Below are 17,044 nucleotides of genomic sequence, written 5' to 3'. Positions count from 1 at the left end.
AAAATTATCCCAAAAACCCCGCCCTTATAACCTAGTTAGCTCAGTTTTAACGTTAATGTGTGAAACTCTTAGCTCTGTTGGAGGATTTTCCAGTTGAATATCTAGCTCATTCTGCATGTTCGATAAACAAATTAAAGCTGAATCAAAATCTTCATCGAACTGTTTTGCTTCATGTATACCATCGATTATTTCCTCTAATTCTTCCACATCATCCATTTCTTGCGGCGCACTTTTTAATATCGCTTTTATTTGGTTTAAGTTTTGACGAATTTTCTCCTGATATCCAACAATTCTCTCTTGATATATGTCAATCATTTTTTGACATGCGTTGCCTCTAAATGGATGTTCTTTTTTCTCTTTTATGTAAGAATTTTGAAAGTCTTTACAGTTAAGGATTGCTTCTCTATGTTTTTTTATGTCATTAATTGCGCTGATTATCGACTTATCTATTTTCTTTAAATTTTCTTCCCGTTCTTCTCTTTTAATTATACTTTTGGATTCATTTTTTATCTGGTTCATTTTGTCATACAGGTTTCTGCATCCTTTGTAAGATACCATTGGTTGTAATATTCCTTCTTTTACACCTTTATTGTAAAAATTCTTCAACTCATCACTTGATAGTATTGTTATAGCATCTTCCCTTTTACCTTGTGATTTAGGATACTTTTTATTCAATGAACTAACATGATTTAACAAGAAATCTTTAACTAGCTCTTCCTTTTTAACTTCAGCTAATTTTTCTAGTGTTTCTATATATTTTAGAACTTCCGCAAAGAGCTGTCCACCAGATGGAGCAAATCCTTGAAGTGGTTTACTCTGAGCTTTATAAAAATCGGTTTGTAAAAAATCTTCAGCTTGTTTTTTTATTACTGAAAGTTCATTAAAGGCTTTTTCTGGATTGATTTTTCTCAAAATACTAATAGCTTCTCTAATCGCTTTTTCTCTCTTTTTATCACCTTGTTTTTCATTTAATATTAGACGTTCAGCTTTGGTAAAAGCATCACCGCGATCACTCTTTGCAATGTTACAAACGATGCTTTTTACAACTTTTTCGGTTGCTGCATAATCTATTTCTTTTGCAAAGCAGTCAACAAATGATTGCCAAACTTTTTTATTAACAAGCTTACTTGTCTTATTTTCAAAATCTTCTATATCTTTGAATCCTAAAATAGTATAGAGATTTTTTCGATTATTGGTTCGGCATGTTGTTTTGCCACTTTACCTTTTATATTGAATGGAAATTTACTAATCTTAGTTGTACCCACAATGTTACCTCAATATTAACGCTATCTATAAAAGTATAAAGATTTAATATTTAATTTTTAACTAATACTAGCACAGCTAACTATGGGAGCATTATGCTATAGCTGACCCAAGAAAGATTTCCCTACGTCATACCGCGATTCATTCGCGGTATAGATTCCGCTAACGAGTAGCGGAATGACGAATTTGTTGTTTTTCAAATTGTAGGTAAACCTAAGCCACTTTAGCTATAGCATCAATAGCAAGTGTCAATTAACACTTTAACTTCTTACTTGTCATCAGTAATATTGTTTATATAAAAACTATAATTTTTTATGCCTGAACTTGGGAATATATTGCTATTGCTAGCCTGCTTATTGTCTTTGACATATTTGTTTTTACCGCTTAGTTCTTGTCGGTTTATTACCACTGCCATATTTTTTTGTGTATCAACATCAATGGCTATTTTGATCTACTGCCACATTACAAATGATTTCTCACTCGAAAACGTATACTACTACTCACACACAACAAAACCTTTGATCTACAAGATTTGTGGTGTTTGGGGAAATAAAGAAGGATCTATGTTGCTTTGGACCTTAGTGCTTACCTTTTACCTATTTCTGATGGGTATTTTTATTGATAACGGCAGTAAATTGAAGAAAGTATCCTTGATCACCCAAGGCTTGATTTGCTTTTGTTTTTTACTGTTCACTTTACTTGAATCCAGCCCCTTCACTAAAATGCCAGGCATTGAAACAGATGGACTGGGTTTTAATCCGATATTGCAAGATATAGGCCTTGCTATTCATCCACCGATATTATATTTGGGGTACATTGGGTTTAGCGTTCCTTTTTCGCTCTCTATAGCTGGATTAATTGCAAAAGTTGAAGGAAATGTTTGGGCTAAAATTGTCAGGCCTTGGGTACTTATTTCTTGGTCGCTGCTCACTTTGGGCATCAGCTTGGGTAGCTGGTGGGCATATCGCGAACTTGGGTGGGGTGGATTTTGGTTTTGGGATCCAGTGGAAAACGTTTCTTTGATGCCGTGGCTAATTGCAGTAGCGCTGACACATTTGTTGCTCGTGGTACGGAATTTCAATGTTTTAAAGAACTTTGCTATTTTACTTACGCTTACAACTTTTATATTGAGTGTGACTGGAACATTTCTAGTCCGCTCAGGAATACTCACCTCAGTGCACACGTTTGCAGATGACCCAAGGTATGGACTGTATATATTAGCGCTACTTGGTGTAATTACAGTCAGTAGCTTAGTAATATTTGTAGTGTTTACGAGAAAAAATCACACATCTGCAATGTCATTCCAGTGCGTGACACTGGAATCTGAAAAGAAACTTGCTACTCAAGTGACAGAGGGTAGAAGACTCTTTTCACGCCTTACGATGATGCTGATGAACAATTTATTATTCATCACTGCCTTTTTCATTGTGTTCGTTGGCACTTTATACCCTACAGTGCTCGAATATTTAACCGGTGAATTAATTTCAGTTGGAGCACCATATTACAATTCTTTATTTAATCCTATTGCACTGGCTATTCTAGCCCTCACGATAATTGGGCAATACTGCAGTTGGCAGGGAAATAGTCTATTGCCAATATTCCGCGAATATAGATTTTCATTCTGCAGTGCTGCAGCTATTTTGCCGTTTATCTTTCACATGGAGCTAATAATTGTGCTATCAATTACTATCTCCATAGCATTATTAATCTTTGTTTTAGAAGCATACAGTAAAAGAATTCGTTTATTTAAGAGCGAATCAATTTTATTAGCAAAAAAAGTTTCTAAATCCTACTATGCAATGATGGCAGCTCATGCTGGAGTGGCAATTCTAGTGCTTGGTATAGCATATTCGGTTGGTTGGCAGGAGAAAAAAGAAAATTACTTAAAAATAGGGGATAGCATAACAGTCAATAAGTTTAAAGTTACTTTACGAAATATTGAGCTAATAAAAGAAAAAAATTTCCATGCAGTGAGGGGTACAATGGATATCAGGAATTTGCTGAATAATAAGATATTAGGTGAGATAACCCCTGAATATAGATTTTACCTTGTGGAAGGTCAGAAAAATGTTGAAAGCAGTATCTACCACAATTTATTTTCTGATATTTATGTTGTAATTGGAGAAATTGATAAGAGTAAGAGCAAAATTGCAGCTAAAGTGCACTATAAACCTGGAATGTCTATAATCTGGTTTGGATCCTTTCTTATCGCTTTTGGTTCGCTCCTTGCTGCTTTTCCTTTTAGTGGACGAGCAAGGATTGTCTAGCTGTCGTGGATTTATTAACAACGCTCCTAGGTCCAGAGTGCAACGTATGAGAAATTACCGAGCTATAGATACTGATTTGCAAAGGTTAGAACCAAAGAAAGTTATATTTTTTTATTGACAGACCTATATATTACGATATTCACTAAGGGATTAGTGAGTAATGGTTATACAATATGAATGGTGGGGTATCAGGCAAGGAAAAAGTTATACGCACTCCTTTCGATTTTAAGGAGCCTTACAGCGATTGGCGTCAAATTTTTAAACGTCCTAATCAACAGTATAACCCTTCCAACTATGATTCGTCGAGCGAAATAAATGAACACGATATAGAAACTCAAAAGATTGAAGAAGGTGATGGCCATGATTCAGGTATTAGTTCCGATGATGAGGATGACCGGACAACTTATACAGCAGTACAATTAACTAATGATTCTCTTGATAGCCAAAGATATACAGGAATATGCATTCCAACACCAACTGATGGTTGGGTAGGTGAAAATAATCATCAGACTGGTTTATCAGGTAATTTGCCAAACGGAAGTAATAATCCACAAATTTTTGAAAGTACTGATTCAGTACAGCTAGATAATATTGTTTTTAGCAATCTAATTCAGCTTTCCTTGATTAGTCAAGAGCATAATTCTACCTGCAATGATCATGTAATTTGTGATTCAGGTCACAATTCTGACGATGAGGATCAGTTTAAACTGTTGTACGAAAAGGAGAAAATAGAAGCACAAAATAATCAAAAATATACAGAAAATGTATGTAATCCAACAAATGGTGGTTTGTTAGGTGAAAGTGATAATCAACAGATTTATGAAGATACAGAAATAACTTCTGATTGTAATCCAGATGATTCAGATCCAAAAGGGAATGAGGGCTATGGTTTAGATGGTTCTTGTGAAAGTAAAGAAAATTTGACAAAGGGCGCTGACGGTAGTAATCAGACTTTTGAAGGTGAACAGAAAAGCTCAGAATTTCCGAAAGTTGACAATTGGTCAGATAGTGATGGGAACTCAGAAGATAGTTCGGACTCAAAAAAGGGTTCGTACTATAGTTCAGGTAATCTTGATTCAATGGAGTTAACAGATGATTTGGATTCAGAAAATGATCGGGACCTAGAAGATGATAATCCTTTTCTAAAAGACTCACTTTTTATGAAACTAAAAATGTCGTTAACTCAAAGTAAACAGGATCTGATTGATAAATGCTGTGGGGAGGTGAGAGGTATAACAGAACAAAATGAACAAAAAGATATAAAAAATACTCCAGAAAGTATTAAGTGCATAGTAGCTAAATACTTAGAAAAAGAAGTAATGTTAAATTTAAAATGTAGTTGTTGTAACAAAACTGTAACAAATACAGTATTTGAAGAAATAAAAGATCTTACTAGTGGTAGTCATATAAGTAACAGAAGTAACACTTTTGTATTTGATAACTTTCCCTATCAAAGTAAAGATAAAAACTGTAACAAAAAAAATGAAGTGTCCGAAGAGGACATTATCAAAAGCATTGTTAGTAATTTATTGTTAGAAGGTGGGAAAGTAAAACGCCATAATTTTTTCGATGGGAATGAGTTTGAGCAGATAGTTACTTGTAATGGATTTGATGATGGTCTTTCTGAGAAATGTAAGGAAATTGAAAGCAAGCTAAAAGGTTTAGCATATGAAAGTATTGTAAACAAAAGCAAGCAGACTCAAAATGTATTAGGAGTAGACAAGGATAATAGATATTTTTGTATAGAGTACTCGCAAGATAGTATTGTTGAAGTTGCAGAAATCCTAAACAATGAAAAAGCCAAAGACTTAAATTTAAGAGTTGGCATACTCAAAATTGGAGAAAGTATAGTAAGAGTTGAAAATGTAGAAGAAATAGGGGGAAAAAGAAATTACATGGATGTCTCAAAAGGTGGTATTGAAATGTCTTTTACTACTGAGGTAGGAGAGATAAGTATTTATCTAAGTCCTAGTGAGAAAGGCAGCAATAAAATAAAAGTGGAGATTGATGGGGAAAACAGAGCAAGGTTTAATGAGTTAAAAAATAGGGGAAAAAGTTTAGGGGAAAACTGTCTTTTAGGAGGAAAAAGTGTTGAGGAAGCTATAGAGCATGAAAGTTTTGAAAGATATGGCGGTGTACCTAACACTGCTATGAAGGAACCTAGCTTAGGTTGCGTTGCTAACATAGCAAGGGGGGATAAGCTTGCAGAGATAAAATGATGGGCCAAATTGGCAGTATTTTGCTCTTGTAATGTACTTCAAAATTGCAAAGTTTGCACTAGATAGAACTTAATTGACAGACAAGAATAACTGACAGAAAAATTTACATAGTCAAACAATCACAAAATAAACTAGTGAACTTTTTGAAAAGTATATAGAATTCAAATTATTACTTTAATTAAAGAAGATGGCACTTAGACTCATTCCAGATAACCTCGATATCAAGTTTAGTAAATATAGGGATTTGACTGCATTAATTAGCATTGTTCTTATCATCTTTTCAATATTCACTGTTGTGCTGCGTGGAGTGAACTTAGGCATAGACTTTGCAGGCGGGATTTTGATAGAGATAAAATCTTCAGATGAGAATCACTCTATTCTCGATGCATTAAAAGAAAATGGTTTTACAGTGCAAAGTTCAAAAGCGGGTGATAATTTAGTCATGCGTTTTAAAGATGAAGGAGATGAAGATAAAATCAAAAAGATAAAAAGCATACTAGAAGAAAAGCTGGGGAGCTCAATAAGCTATCGTAAAATAGACTATGTTGGCCCACAAATAAGCTCAACACAAATATTTGAAGGAATGTTATCCATGTTGATCGCGATTGTTGGAATATTTTTTTACGTTTGGTTTAGATTTAATTGGCAATGTGGATTCAGTGGAATAACAGCACTGATTCATGACGTGATTTTAACTGTTGGTTTTATTAGCCTAACTGGCATTGAGTTTAATATTTCATCAGTTGCAGCTCTCCTTACTGTCATTGGTTATTCAATCAATAACTCAGTAATTATATATGATCGGATTCGAGAGTATTGCAGGAGTGGTAAAAGTGGGCGGATGAGTGAGGTAGTAGATGCAAGTATCAACACTACATTATTTCGCACTATATTAACTTCTGGTACAACCCTTCTTGCTGCTCTTCCTTTGGTATTAATCTGCACAGATGCAGTGAGAGACTTCAGCTTGATCATTTTTTTTGGTATTTTGATTGGCACTTGTTCTGCAATATTTATTTCTGCTCCTATATTGACCTACAGAGCTTTGATAAGTAGATTGTAGAAGTGTTTAGTCGCGGTATAATATCAACTTATTATCTCTTATAGTGAAATGAAAATACCTTAAAAAGCTCATTCCAAGTAGTGAATGAGACATAGAATGAGTGTTAACGCTTGCCTGTACATCATTAATCAAAAAATTTCCTATTTTAACTTGAGGTATTTGGACCACTCCAGCTTTTATTTGACCTTTCGCAGTTTCATATATTTTAAAATCCTGAACGTTTTGTAAGTTAATACCAGCATGTAATGCGTCTTTTTGTGATAGAACAATATCGGTTGCTCCAGTATCAAGCAAAAACGTTATATTGCTATCATTGACTTGAGCCTGAATATAAAAGTGTCCATCGTATGATTTCGTAAATTCGATACTTCCACTATTTTGAATTCTTCCTTTATATGGTAAAAAAGTACTGAGAAATCTGTCGCTTAATTTGTCCCTTTGTGAATCAATAAGCATTGCAGTAGTGGCTATTATTAGTAACCAAATAACTAGATTTTTTACCGCGTTCATATTGTTAAAATTTGAAGCTATTAAAATAAATTTTAAAGATTAGCGTTAAAAGTTATTATTAAAAATAAGTAAATTTCATTGTTTTAGTACAATATTTAGTATACACTTTAAGAAGATATGTTTGATTTAATTTCATGTCAGAAGCAAAAAGTTTAATTTTGGCAGCTATCCTTTCCATGTTAATCATGGTGTCTTGGCGTATTATTTATGATAATTTTTTTAGTACAAACCAAAACCAGCCATTGATTGAAAATATTGAACATATCGAATCTTTTAACGACCTTGCTCCTATAATATACCAAAATCGTTCTGAAATTATTAATTCTACTCGAGAACAGAGGGTTAGTTTAACCAATAACATGATTAAAGGATCAATTTCTCTGAAAGGTGCAAGGTTTGATGACTTAATTTTAACTAATTACCACTTAGAACCGAATTCTTCTTCTCCACAAGTGGTGTTACTGTCACCTGCAGAATCAAAAGATGTATATTTCGCAGAATTTGGGTGGCTCGATCCGAATAACAAGATTAAAGTTCCAGATTCTAAGGCAGTTTGGCAAGCAGAGAAACTCAATCAAAAAGAGGTCAATTTATTTTGGGATAATGAAAATGGCATTGTGTTTAAAATGAAAATTAGCCTTGACGATAACTACATGTTTAAAATTGAGCAGATTGTTGAAAATAACACAAAAGATAATGTAGTTTTGGTTCCTTATGGTAAAATTAACCGTAAACGTGACAATATCAACAAATCTTATTGGATATCCCATGAAGGAGTACTGGGTGCATTTGATAATAAACTGGAGGAGTGGACGTATAAGGATATCTCCAAGAAACATTTAATAAAAGCAAATACAAGTGAAAAAAATTGGTTTGGTTTTGCTGATAAATACTGGCTCACAGCCATCATACCTGAAAAATCTGATAAAATAAATGTAAGCATTAAACATACTAACGCTAATGATATTGATAAATTTCAAGTAGATTTTGTTAAGTCTTATAAGAGTATACTTCCTGGTGCAAGCACTTCTAATGTGAATTATTTTTTTGCTGGAGCAAAAAAGTTGAATTTACTGGATTCTTATAAGGATACTCTCAATATACCTTTGTTTGATAAAGCTGTAGATTTTGGTGTTCTTTACTTTATAACTAAACCAGTGTTTTTACTGCTTGAATACTTTAACTTCGTTTTAAAGAATTTTGGCTTAGCAATATTATTGCTGACTTTAGTAATCAAACTTTTGATGCTTCCCTTATCTAATAGATCATATGTTTCAATGTTCAAGGTGAAAAGCTTGCAGCCTGAGCTAACTCGTGTAAAAGAGTTGTATAAAAATGACAGCTTAAAGCAGCATAAAGAGACAATTGCATTGTTTAAGAGAAACAACGTAAATCCAATGTCGAGCATTTTTCCCATGCTAATACAAATACCGGTATTTTTTGCTCTATATAAAGTATTATTTGTTACTATAGAGATGAGGCATGCTCCTTTTTTTTTATGGATTAAGGATCTTTCAGCTCCTGACCCAACGAACATCTTTACATTATTTGGGTTGTTTAATTATAACTTTCCTATTTCTATAGGCATTTTACCTATAATTTTCGGTGCCACCATGATAATTCAGCAGAAGCTAAGTGAGAAAGATCAAACCAGTAAAGATGATATTCAAGTAAATGTTATGAAGTTTTTACCTTACATTTCTGTCTTTATTTTTTCTTCTTTTCCTGCCGGCCTGGTAATATATTGGATATTTAGTAATATTATAACTCTAATTCAACAATCATTAATAAAGTTGTTTTTAACAAAAAAAGTGGTAGTAAATGTCGAGAATACTAATAGTTAATTCGATTTATTATACTGAAATAGCGAACCTTTTGCTTGAAGGTGCAATTGATAAATTAAAAGGCAGTAATGCCAGTTACGATGTAGTTGAGGTTCATGGTACATTTGAGATACCAGCTACAATTCTTTTTGCAGTCAAGAGTGGGCATACTAATTATGATGGTTATTTAGCTCTTGGGTGCGTAATTCGCGGTGAAACCGATCATTATCAATATGTTTGTAAAGGAGTAATTGAAGGCTTAAATGCAGTTGTTATGCATTATGCAATGCCCCTTGGTATGGGCGTAATTACCGCTGACAGCAAAGATAAAGCACTAGTTAGAGCTGATAAAAACAAAAAGAACGTTGGTGGCCATGCAGCCTCAACTGTTTTGCATATGATAGATTTACACAATAAATTAAAATAATGGAGGAAAAACCAGTAGATAAAAAGTGGCGCATAAAAAGAAGCACGGCAAGATTTCTTGCTGTACAAATTGCTTATTCAAATATTTTCGTAGGTTACAACAAAAGCACTTTTAAACTGGGAAATTGTGAGCTTAAGGACTACATAAATAAGTTGAAAGATATATTTGAATGTGAAGAATTTGAACATCAGTTCTTAGAAAACTTGTTATATAAGGTTATAAAAAGCAGTGAAGAATATGATAAAATAATAGAGTCTTATTTACACCCAAGTTGGTCCCTTTCACGGTTAAATCTTATAAGCTTATCTATTTTGCGTGTTGCAATATGTGAGTTAGCTAATTGTGATACGCCAGTTCCAGTTGTCATTAATGAATATACTAACATTGCATCTGATTTACTTGATAAACCAAGCGAAATTGGTTTTATTAATGGGTTATTGGATAAGGCAAAAGATGCAGTTAAATTAAATAAAAATCCTTAGCAGCTTCTCACAACTATATAAAAGTTTATTTTTTAAGGCAATTCCCATTGAGTAACTGACACTAAAAAATAAAGAGGCAGACTTAGCCTGCCTCTTTTACTTCACTTGGCCATACTGTCTATTTTCCTTGTTGTTGAGAAGCAACTTGTTCAACAATAAGCGAGCCTAAATAAGTGTTAACTCCTTTATTCTCATTTTTGTTTAAACCTAATGTTTTATTCCATTCTGTTTTATCTACTGTCTCGAACTTACCTTCTTTGTTTTTCACTTCTAGTGAATTTATACCTAAGAATACAGTATCACCAAACTCCGCTTTACCATCACCAATTTCACCAGTAACATAGTAATTTTTGCCTTCTAAGCTGAAGTTTATACGATATTTATCTTTTATAACCTCACCTTTTTCATTCTTGTTTTGGTTATTTGCTTTTATATCTTCATGCACTTCTTTTGTTACTTGTAACATTACTGTACCATCCTTAATAACAATCTTCGGAGCTTTCAACTCAGATGTTTTATTGTTTTTGCTGATAGCGTATATTGCTAGACTAGTTAGTGCAACAGCAACAATTGCTAATATACCGATTCCAAGTGGTGTAGCTGCAAAAGCTGCAAGTGGAGTAAGCATGCAAGTTGAAGACACCCAATATGGTGCTGAAAGTGCTATTGCTGCGCCTATGACATACAAAGAAGTAAGTGCAACAAGTGCAGTATTTGTTTTGTGAAATTGACCACAGTGATTTTGAAAAGTTAGCATAAACGACCTCGTTTAATAAAATATTAATATGCTTAAATTGTGTATAAAAAAATTGTCATAGTCAAGCTTTTTCGTAAGTTACCTACCACTTGAGCCAAAGCCCCCTGCATTGCGACCGGTTTCTTCTGTGCAGAACTCTTCTCTGTCATCCCAAATTACCTGAGATACCGGAGAAATAAGGATTTGTGCGATTCTATCTCCTCTTTTTATTTCGTATGGTTGATTACTTAGATTAATTAGGCAAATTTTAACCTCACCTCGATAATCAGAGTCTATAGTGCCCGGAGAGTTTAAGACAGTGATTCCATGTTTTGCAGCAAGACCAGAACGTGGGCGTACTTGCCCCTCAAAACCGTTTGGTATTGCAATCACAATTCCAGTTGGAATAAGTAATCTCTCAAGTGGATTTAAAACAGCAGAGTCATTCAATGCAGCATAAAGATCCATACCAGCACTCTGCGTAGTTGCATAACATGGAAGAGACAAGTCTTCTCCGTGTGATAATCTTTTTATTTCTACTTTAATTTTACTTCTTTGCACTCCAATTTACCATCTATGAAGACTCAATTATAGCATGTAAATTGTATCTGCAAAAGTGATAAATGTAAATGATGTCATTCCAGCGCGTGACGCTAGGCCATAAAATTCCTTGACAAGTTCAGTGCTCCTTTTTTTGTCATCCCAGTGCCCCTATGATGTCATTCCAGTCTGGAATCTAGTCCTTATTATGCAGCCACTTGGTTGAAATTAAGTCTTCTGGATCCCAGTGTCTGGGCACTGGGATGACACCCTGACAACCGTCATCCCGCTACTTGTTAGCGGGATCTAGAGATACCGCGAATGAATCGCGGTATGACGTAGATTGCTGTCATTCCAGTGTCAGCTACTTGAATGACACCCTCTTGGTATTCGTGTAGTTGTAAGCAGTATAGCTATAAATCACTCACAATCGATATGCTTGCATTACTCTCAGTAAATAAATCAAGCATAATGTTAGGTATTCTACCATCAACTATGTGAACAACTCCAGCACATTCCTCCGCCATTTTAACGTATGCCATAAGCCTTTCAATAAATTTTTCCCCTTTAATTTTCCCACAATCAATCGATGCATTTAAATTTTTAACAGATATCTTCCTGCCACCAATTTTATCTATTTCTTCATCTGTGTCACTCAAGATTATCATTTTAGATGCAGAAACTGCGATTGCGATTGCGCTTGCAGTGCTATCGGCATCAATATGATATGTTTCCCCATCTTTTCCATGACCAATTGGTGCAATAACTGGTATAAAATCTGATTCTTCAATAAAAAATAATATATCAGGATTGATTTCAGTGGGTCTACCGATGAACCCCATGTCTAATATCTTTTCGATATTATTTGATCTATCTTCTCTAAGCGTAGCGGTTATTTTTTCGGCTTTAATTAAGTTACCATCTTTTCCACATAATCCAATAGCTGAACCACCAGCAGAATTTATATACTGAACAATTTTTTTATTAACTGAACCACACAGTGCCATTTCAATGATTTTCATAGTGTCTTTGTCTGTAAGTCTGATACCATTCACAAACTTACTGTCCATACCCAGCATTTTTAACACCGAGTTAATTTCATATTCTCCGTCATGAATTATTACCGGATTTATACCAAGCTGCTTCAACAAGACAACATTATGCACAAAAGTATTAAATAGTGTTTCATCTAAGATTATTGTACCACCGCATTTAATGACAAAAGTCTCGCCTACAAAGCTAGGTATGTTAGATAGCACTTCAAGTAATATTTCTGCTTTTTGTTCAAATGATACCTCACCCTTTAAAAATTCGCTACTCTTCATTTTTTTATCTTGTAAACTTGAAAAACTCATCTCTTACCTTGGTTATTTTATGCTTAACACGGATGCTCATTTGATGAATTGACACATTCTCATTATTAATCCATTTTTGAATATCTTCTATAACAGCACCTAAGCTTTTTTGACTTACTTTATCTATTTTTGTTAGCACAATGTTAAAGTTAATGTTATTATATATTAACCAATAAATGAAGTCTTTGTCTATTTCTTTTAATCCTACCTTGCTATCTATCAACACAAACACTCTTCTTAGATTTCTTCTTTGAATTAGATAATACTCAATTAAGTTTAAATATTGTATAATTTCCTCCTTACCTGCATGAGAATAACCATACCCTGGCAGGTCAACAAGCCTGAACTTATCATTGTACATAGAGTAAAAATTTATTTGTCTAGTGCATCCAGGTTTAGAGGAAACTCTGGCAGCTTTTTTGCTGTTTATCAGTAAGTTAATCAGACTGGATTTTCCTACATTTGATCTACCAGCAAACGCAATCTCTGGAGCCGATTCATCTGGTAATGTTTTTATGTCCGAAGCTCCAAATATGAAATTGCAGTTTGATGTTATCTGTTTTGCCATTATATTCAACTAGAAGGTAGTAGGTATATTATAGTGTTATTGCTTGATATAAGAAATTTTTTATTTCAGTATATATTACTTAGCTAGATCTGTGCTATATGGATATGGAAAATAATTTACAAGACTTAAAGAAAAAATTTAATGATATAGAGAGGAATTTGGAAAATCCTACCAATTTAAGTCAAAAAGAATTCATTACCCTTTCAAAGGAATACTCTGAGCTCAGGCCAATAATCAAGATAATTGATGAATATAACACGCTGAAAGAGGAAATTTCAGACTTAGAAGAAATAATGAAAGATGAAAACAGCGAAGGTGATATAAAAGAGTTAGCAAAAGAAGAATTTTTCGAAAAGCAGAAGGTATTATTACCAAAAATAAAAGCAAAATTAAAGTTAGCATTACTGCCCAAAGATGAAGATGACTCAAGAAATGCAATATTAGAAATTAGAGCAGGTACAGGCGGAGAAGAAGCAGCATTATTTGCAGCAATGTTATTTCGTATGTATCAAAAATATGCAGAAAGAAGAAATTGGAAGTTCGAGCCAATAAGCATTTCTAATACAGGTATAGGTGGCTATAAGGAAGCTTCTGCACTCATTAATGGAACAGAAGTTTTTGCAAGGTTGAAATTTGAATCAGGGGTGCACAGAGTACAGAGAGTGCCAGAAACTGAATCCTCAGGAAGGTTGCATACCTCTGCCGCTACTGTTGCGATATTACCTGAAGTAGAAGAAGTTGACTTTAAAATAGAAGAAAAAGACTTACGAATAGATGTTTATAGATCCAGTGGTCCTGGAGGGCAATCAGTGAATACAACTGACAGCGCAGTAAGGGTCACCCACTTGCCAACAGGGATAGTTGTGATACAGCAAGATGAAAAATCGCAGCATAAAAATAAAGCTAAAGCGCTCAAAGTATTGAGGGCAAGGCTATACGAAATTGAAAGACAAAAAAAAGAAATGGAAAGGTCAACAATGAGGAAAAGTCAGATTGGCTCTGGTGATCGTTCCGAGCGCATAAGAACATATAATTTCCCACAATCAAGAATAACAGACCACAGAATTAATCTAACTTCACATCGGCTAGAGCAGATTATAAAAGAAGGCGAACTAGATGAATTTATTGAGGCATTAATCTCACGTAATGAAGCAGAAAGATTGGCAGGGGAAAGTTAGCAGCCTACAATGGAATATCTTTATTAATTACATAGGATCTTTTAAACGCAATAGATAGACAGTAAAAACAAGTTCTAGTACTATCGCGGATAAAACAAGAACAGCTACACTAATTGTTTGACCATTGTAAATGTAGCTTGTTAAGCCGATAAAAATAGCCATGATAAAAGCTCTAATGAACGAGACTGCAGAAGAAGCTGTGCCTTTAATTTCAGGGAAAACATTTATTGATGCATTAAAAATCACTGGCTGGAAAATTGCACAACCGATAGAAAAAATAATCATAGACAGTGTTACTAAGTAGAAAGAGTGGGGTACAATTATACTGAATATTACAAGCAATAGAGACCCAATAGTACCCACGCTCGTACCAGAAATTACACACTTTATTGCTCCAAGTTTCTGCAAGATTTTGCCAGCAAATAGACTGATGAGTGAGAAGCACCCAACTATTGCACCTTGATGTAGTGCATAAATAGTGCTAGATAAACCAAAAGTCTTCATATACAGAAAAGGTCTACAAGTAATGAATGACATATATGCAGCAGAAAAGAGGCTTGACATCAAAGACAACGTAACAAACCTAGTTTTCTGTAATCTTTCATCGTTTTTTTTAAACTGAAAATATCGCGGTTCTTTTTTGTTTCTGGTAACGCTAAAAGCAGCAAAACCCAAGAGATCAAACAAAGTATTGCAACAGTTGCATAATTACCACGCCATCCTACAATTTCATTGATGAAACTGCCTAACACTGGCGCAATTGCCATGACAACTGTAAGAACAGAATTCATGATTCCAATAAATTTCACCGCTTCGTCGCCTTTGTAGCTGTCTGCAACGATTGCAAACACAACTACAGATGTGCTAACACCAATGCCCTGAACAAAGCGAGAGATTAAAAGCCAAAAAATCGACGGTGCAAAAACACAACCAACAGCGCCGATTAATAACAAAGTGTTACCTATGATCATAATTCTCCTTCTGCCATAGCATTCAGACAATGGACCAAAAAACAACCCTCCTATGCAAAAGCCTAGGAAATTATAAGCAATAGTTAATTGAATTATGCCTTCCGGTACGTTAAAATAGTGCACCATATCAGGAAAACTAGGTACGGAAATGTCAATTTCAATGAACTTGGCAATGAGAGACAGGATTAACAGAAATGGTAGTAACATTTGAGATTTTTAATTAATGAATAAAAATATCACATTTAAAGCGTTGAAAGAAAACATTTTTTACTGTTATTAAAATGGTTAGAAACACCTCATGTGAAGGAATGGTGGATAAATTGGACACTAGGGTTAATTAAAGAAAAATATGACAACTATGTTAAAGCTCTTACTCTCTGTCCTAACTTTACTTATTTCCTCTTACTTTTTCAACAGTCCGTCTAAATTACTACAAGCAGTTTAATTTTTAGTAAATATGTCATTATTCAAAAATATGCAAGAAGCTTTATAGAAACTTAACATAATTTTATCATAAAAATGTCATTCTTAAGTCCTATGTAAAAACGAATTTTGGCACCAAGTGAATCTTTTTTAATTAACTATGAGCTGGATAAATTGGAAAATAAATTTTGTTTACTTTTACAATACCTTAAGATCTAATATAACTTTATCAGTCAAAAGTATCACAATAGGCTAGTATGTTCTTTACTCTTTTCCTAAAAATATTACCTATTTATATTACGATATTTATTGGTTATTTAGCAGGAAAATGTCTTAAAATTGATAGAAACACTATATCTCAAATACTCTTTTATATAGCTAATCCAATAGTGATTTTATATGGAGTTTCTCATACAGAAGTTAATTTAAAAGTAATTTCTCTGCCGATTTTGATATGGTTTATAGGTAGCACTATGTCCTTATCAGTGTATTATCTTTCTTCTTTTTTATTTAAGGATAACACGAGAAACATATTAGCATTTAGTTCGGGCAGCACAAGTATGGGTTATTTTGGCCTGCCGATTGCCATGGCTTTATTTGATGAAGATTCAGTATCTGTATATGTTGTTTGTTATATAGGAATGGCGCTATTTGAAAACAGCTTAGGATTTTACATAGCTGCAAATGGTATTTATACCGCAAAAGAATGCATATTAAAGTTGTTCAAACTTCCTTCGCTTTATGCGATGGTTCTGGGCTTCTTTTTAAGTATATACGATATACAAATACCTACTTTTTTAACAGATGTTATGATGAACATTAGAAGTACATTTGTCACATTAGGAATGGTGCTACTTGGAGTGAGCATTGCGAATATTGCAAGCTTTAAAATAGATTGGAAGCTTGCTTTGATCACTATTACAGCAAAGTACGTATTCTGGCCACTGTTTGTTTTAGGAATTGTCCTTTTAGACAAGCATGTTATAGGTATATACGATGAGAGCATATATAAAGCACTGATGTTGCTGGCTATTATTCCAGTTTCTGGGTCCAGTATAATACTTGCTAATATTTTGAATTATCAACCAGATAAAGCTACTCTGTTGCTTCTAATCAGTACTGCAGTGGGACTGTTTTATGTTCCACTAATAATATCATTATTTTTTACTAAACTTGTTCCTTTTTGATCAAAAAATTAAGCGCTTGCACAACCATTATT

15 protein-coding genes and 2 pseudogenes are annotated in these 17,044 nt (G+C 33.8%); 9 read left to right on the top strand and 8 right to left on the bottom strand.

The features are described 5' to 3' along the window. Nucleotides 1-24 precede the first annotated feature (24 nt). Both HUB95_RS02645 and HUB95_RS06065 read right to left on the bottom strand, forming a co-directional pair. Nucleotides 25-912 (bottom strand): hypothetical protein, encoded by an 888-nt coding sequence (locus tag HUB95_RS02645; protein WP_244662795.1) that lies wholly within the window; start codon nt 910-912, stop codon nt 25-27. A gap of 619 nt (nt 913-1,531) precedes the next feature. After that, nucleotides 1,532-1,678 (bottom strand): hypothetical protein, encoded by a 147-nt coding sequence (locus HUB95_RS06065; RefSeq protein ID WP_238514247.1) that lies wholly within the window; start codon nt 1,676-1,678, stop codon nt 1,532-1,534. On the opposite strand from HUB95_RS06065, the gene HUB95_RS02640 reads away from it, so the two are divergent. The 3 genes from HUB95_RS02640 to secF all read left to right on the top strand — a co-directional run bounded on the left by HUB95_RS02640 (nt 1,620) and on the right by secF (nt 6,812). Next, nucleotides 1,620-3,530, top strand: coding sequence for a heme lyase CcmF/NrfE family subunit (locus HUB95_RS02640; protein WP_458694677.1), 1,911 nt, complete (start codon nt 1,620-1,622; stop codon nt 3,528-3,530). The two genes, HUB95_RS06065 and HUB95_RS02640, sit on opposite strands and share 59 nt — an antisense overlap. A gap of 173 nt (nt 3,531-3,703) precedes the next feature. Continuing rightward, a complete protein-coding gene (locus HUB95_RS02635) occupies nt 3,704-5,749 on the top strand; it encodes a hypothetical protein (RefSeq protein ID WP_209452501.1) in 2,046 nt (681 codons plus the stop codon). Between the two features lie 187 nt (nt 5,750-5,936). Further along, nucleotides 5,937-6,812: a protein translocase subunit SecF gene (gene secF / locus HUB95_RS02630; RefSeq protein ID WP_197907176.1), complete on the top strand. Its 876-nt coding sequence runs from the start codon at nt 5,937-5,939 to the stop codon at nt 6,810-6,812. Nucleotides 6,813-6,818: 6 nt separating this feature from the next. On the opposite strand, the gene HUB95_RS02625 is transcribed toward secF, so the two are convergent. Continuing rightward, complete coding sequence (locus tag HUB95_RS02625; protein ID WP_015588875.1) at nt 6,819-7,322, bottom strand: TIGR02281 family clan AA aspartic protease; 504 nt, start codon at nt 7,320-7,322, stop codon at nt 6,819-6,821. 134 nt (nt 7,323-7,456) lie between these two features. Here HUB95_RS02625 and yidC point away from each other — a divergent pair, with 134 nt between their 5' ends. From yidC to nusB, 3 genes are read left to right on the top strand one after another with little or no spacing between them, the layout of a single operon-like run. Beyond that, the gene (gene yidC / locus HUB95_RS02620) at nt 7,457-9,166 is read left to right on the top strand and encodes a membrane protein insertase YidC (protein ID WP_209452500.1); all 1,710 of its coding nucleotides are present in this window, start codon (nt 7,457-7,459) and stop codon (nt 9,164-9,166) included. After that, a complete protein-coding gene (locus HUB95_RS02615; protein ID WP_197907177.1) occupies nt 9,144-9,572 on the top strand; it encodes a 6,7-dimethyl-8-ribityllumazine synthase in 429 nt (142 codons plus the stop codon). The genes yidC and HUB95_RS02615 overlap by 23 nt, the downstream gene beginning before the upstream one ends. Then, nucleotides 9,572-10,054 (top strand): transcription antitermination factor NusB, encoded by a 483-nt coding sequence (gene nusB / locus HUB95_RS02610; protein ID WP_015588872.1) that lies wholly within the window; start codon nt 9,572-9,574, stop codon nt 10,052-10,054. The genes HUB95_RS02615 and nusB overlap by 1 nt, the downstream gene beginning before the upstream one ends. Before the next feature lie 118 nt (nt 10,055-10,172). Here nusB and HUB95_RS02605 read toward each other — a convergent pair whose 3' ends face one another. The 4 genes from HUB95_RS02605 to yihA form a co-directional block, all read right to left on the bottom strand. After that, the gene (locus HUB95_RS02605) at nt 10,173-10,811 is read right to left on the bottom strand and encodes a hypothetical protein (RefSeq protein WP_015588871.1); all 639 of its coding nucleotides are present in this window, start codon (nt 10,809-10,811) and stop codon (nt 10,173-10,175) included. 78 nt (nt 10,812-10,889) lie between these two features. Beyond that, nucleotides 10,890-11,351, bottom strand: coding sequence for a dUTP diphosphatase (dut, locus tag HUB95_RS02600; RefSeq protein WP_015588870.1), 462 nt, complete (start codon nt 11,349-11,351; stop codon nt 10,890-10,892). A gap of 392 nt (nt 11,352-11,743) precedes the next feature. Continuing rightward, nucleotides 11,744-12,655 carry an acetylglutamate kinase gene (gene argB / locus HUB95_RS02590; RefSeq protein ID WP_015588869.1) on the bottom strand — a complete coding sequence of 304 codons (912 nt, stop codon included), beginning with the start codon at nt 12,653-12,655 and terminating at the stop codon, nt 11,744-11,746. A 4-nt stretch (nt 12,656-12,659) separates the two neighbouring features. Further along, entirely contained in the window at nt 12,660-13,253 is a 594-nt protein-coding gene (yihA, locus tag HUB95_RS02585) for a ribosome biogenesis GTP-binding protein YihA/YsxC (RefSeq protein WP_015588868.1), read from the bottom strand. Between the two features lie 98 nt (nt 13,254-13,351). On the opposite strand from yihA, the gene prfA reads away from it, so the two are divergent. Next, nucleotides 13,352-14,431 (top strand): peptide chain release factor 1, encoded by a 1,080-nt coding sequence (gene prfA, locus HUB95_RS02580; RefSeq protein ID WP_015588867.1) that lies wholly within the window; start codon nt 13,352-13,354, stop codon nt 14,429-14,431. 27 nt (nt 14,432-14,458) lie between these two features. Here prfA and HUB95_RS06470 read toward each other — a convergent pair. Continuing rightward, nucleotides 14,459-15,609: pseudogene (locus HUB95_RS06470) on the bottom strand (multidrug effflux MFS transporter). 16 nt (nt 15,610-15,625) lie between these two features. On the opposite strand from HUB95_RS06470, the pseudogene HUB95_RS06590 reads away from it, so the two are divergent. Beyond that, nucleotides 15,626-15,768 (top strand): annotated as a pseudogene (locus HUB95_RS06590) (N-acetyltransferase); the annotation flags it as partial. A gap of 314 nt (nt 15,769-16,082) precedes the next feature. Then, entirely contained in the window at nt 16,083-17,012 is a 930-nt protein-coding gene (locus tag HUB95_RS02570; RefSeq protein WP_141456821.1) for an AEC family transporter, read from the top strand. Nucleotides 17,013-17,044 lie beyond the last annotated feature (32 nt).

Origin of the sequence: Wolbachia endosymbiont of Ceratosolen solmsi (assembly GCF_017869155.1) — a bacterium.
Lineage (GTDB): Bacteria > Pseudomonadota > Alphaproteobacteria > Rickettsiales > Anaplasmataceae > Wolbachia > Wolbachia pipientis.
The sequence above is the reverse complement of the archived record's forward strand: the minus strand, read 5'-3'. Positions and strand labels throughout refer to the sequence as shown.

Coding starts and splice junctions, on each gene's coding strand:
- HUB95_RS06065 (WP_238514247.1), bottom strand. CDS start 1,678: ATGGCAGTGGTAATAAACCGACAAGAACTAAGCGGTAAAAACAAATAT.
- HUB95_RS02635 (WP_209452501.1), top strand. CDS start 3,704: ATGAATGGTGGGGTATCAGGCAAGGAAAAAGTTATACGCACTCCTTTC.
- secF (WP_197907176.1), top strand. CDS start 5,937: ATGGCACTTAGACTCATTCCAGATAACCTCGATATCAAGTTTAGTAAA.
- HUB95_RS02625 (WP_015588875.1), bottom strand. CDS start 7,322: ATGAACGCGGTAAAAAATCTAGTTATTTGGTTACTAATAATAGCCACT.
- yidC (WP_209452500.1), top strand. CDS start 7,457: ATGTCAGAAGCAAAAAGTTTAATTTTGGCAGCTATCCTTTCCATGTTA.
- HUB95_RS02615 (WP_197907177.1), top strand. CDS start 9,144: ATGTCGAGAATACTAATAGTTAATTCGATTTATTATACTGAAATAGCG.
- nusB (WP_015588872.1), top strand. CDS start 9,572: ATGGAGGAAAAACCAGTAGATAAAAAGTGGCGCATAAAAAGAAGCACG.
- HUB95_RS02605 (WP_015588871.1), bottom strand. CDS start 10,811: ATGCTAACTTTTCAAAATCACTGTGGTCAATTTCACAAAACAAATACT.
- argB (WP_015588869.1), bottom strand. CDS start 12,655: ATGAAGAGTAGCGAATTTTTAAAGGGTGAGGTATCATTTGAACAAAAA.
- yihA (WP_015588868.1), bottom strand. CDS start 13,253: ATGGCAAAACAGATAACATCAAACTGCAATTTCATATTTGGAGCTTCG.
- prfA (WP_015588867.1), top strand. CDS start 13,352: ATGGATATGGAAAATAATTTACAAGACTTAAAGAAAAAATTTAATGAT.
- HUB95_RS02570 (WP_141456821.1), top strand. CDS start 16,083: ATGTTCTTTACTCTTTTCCTAAAAATATTACCTATTTATATTACGATA.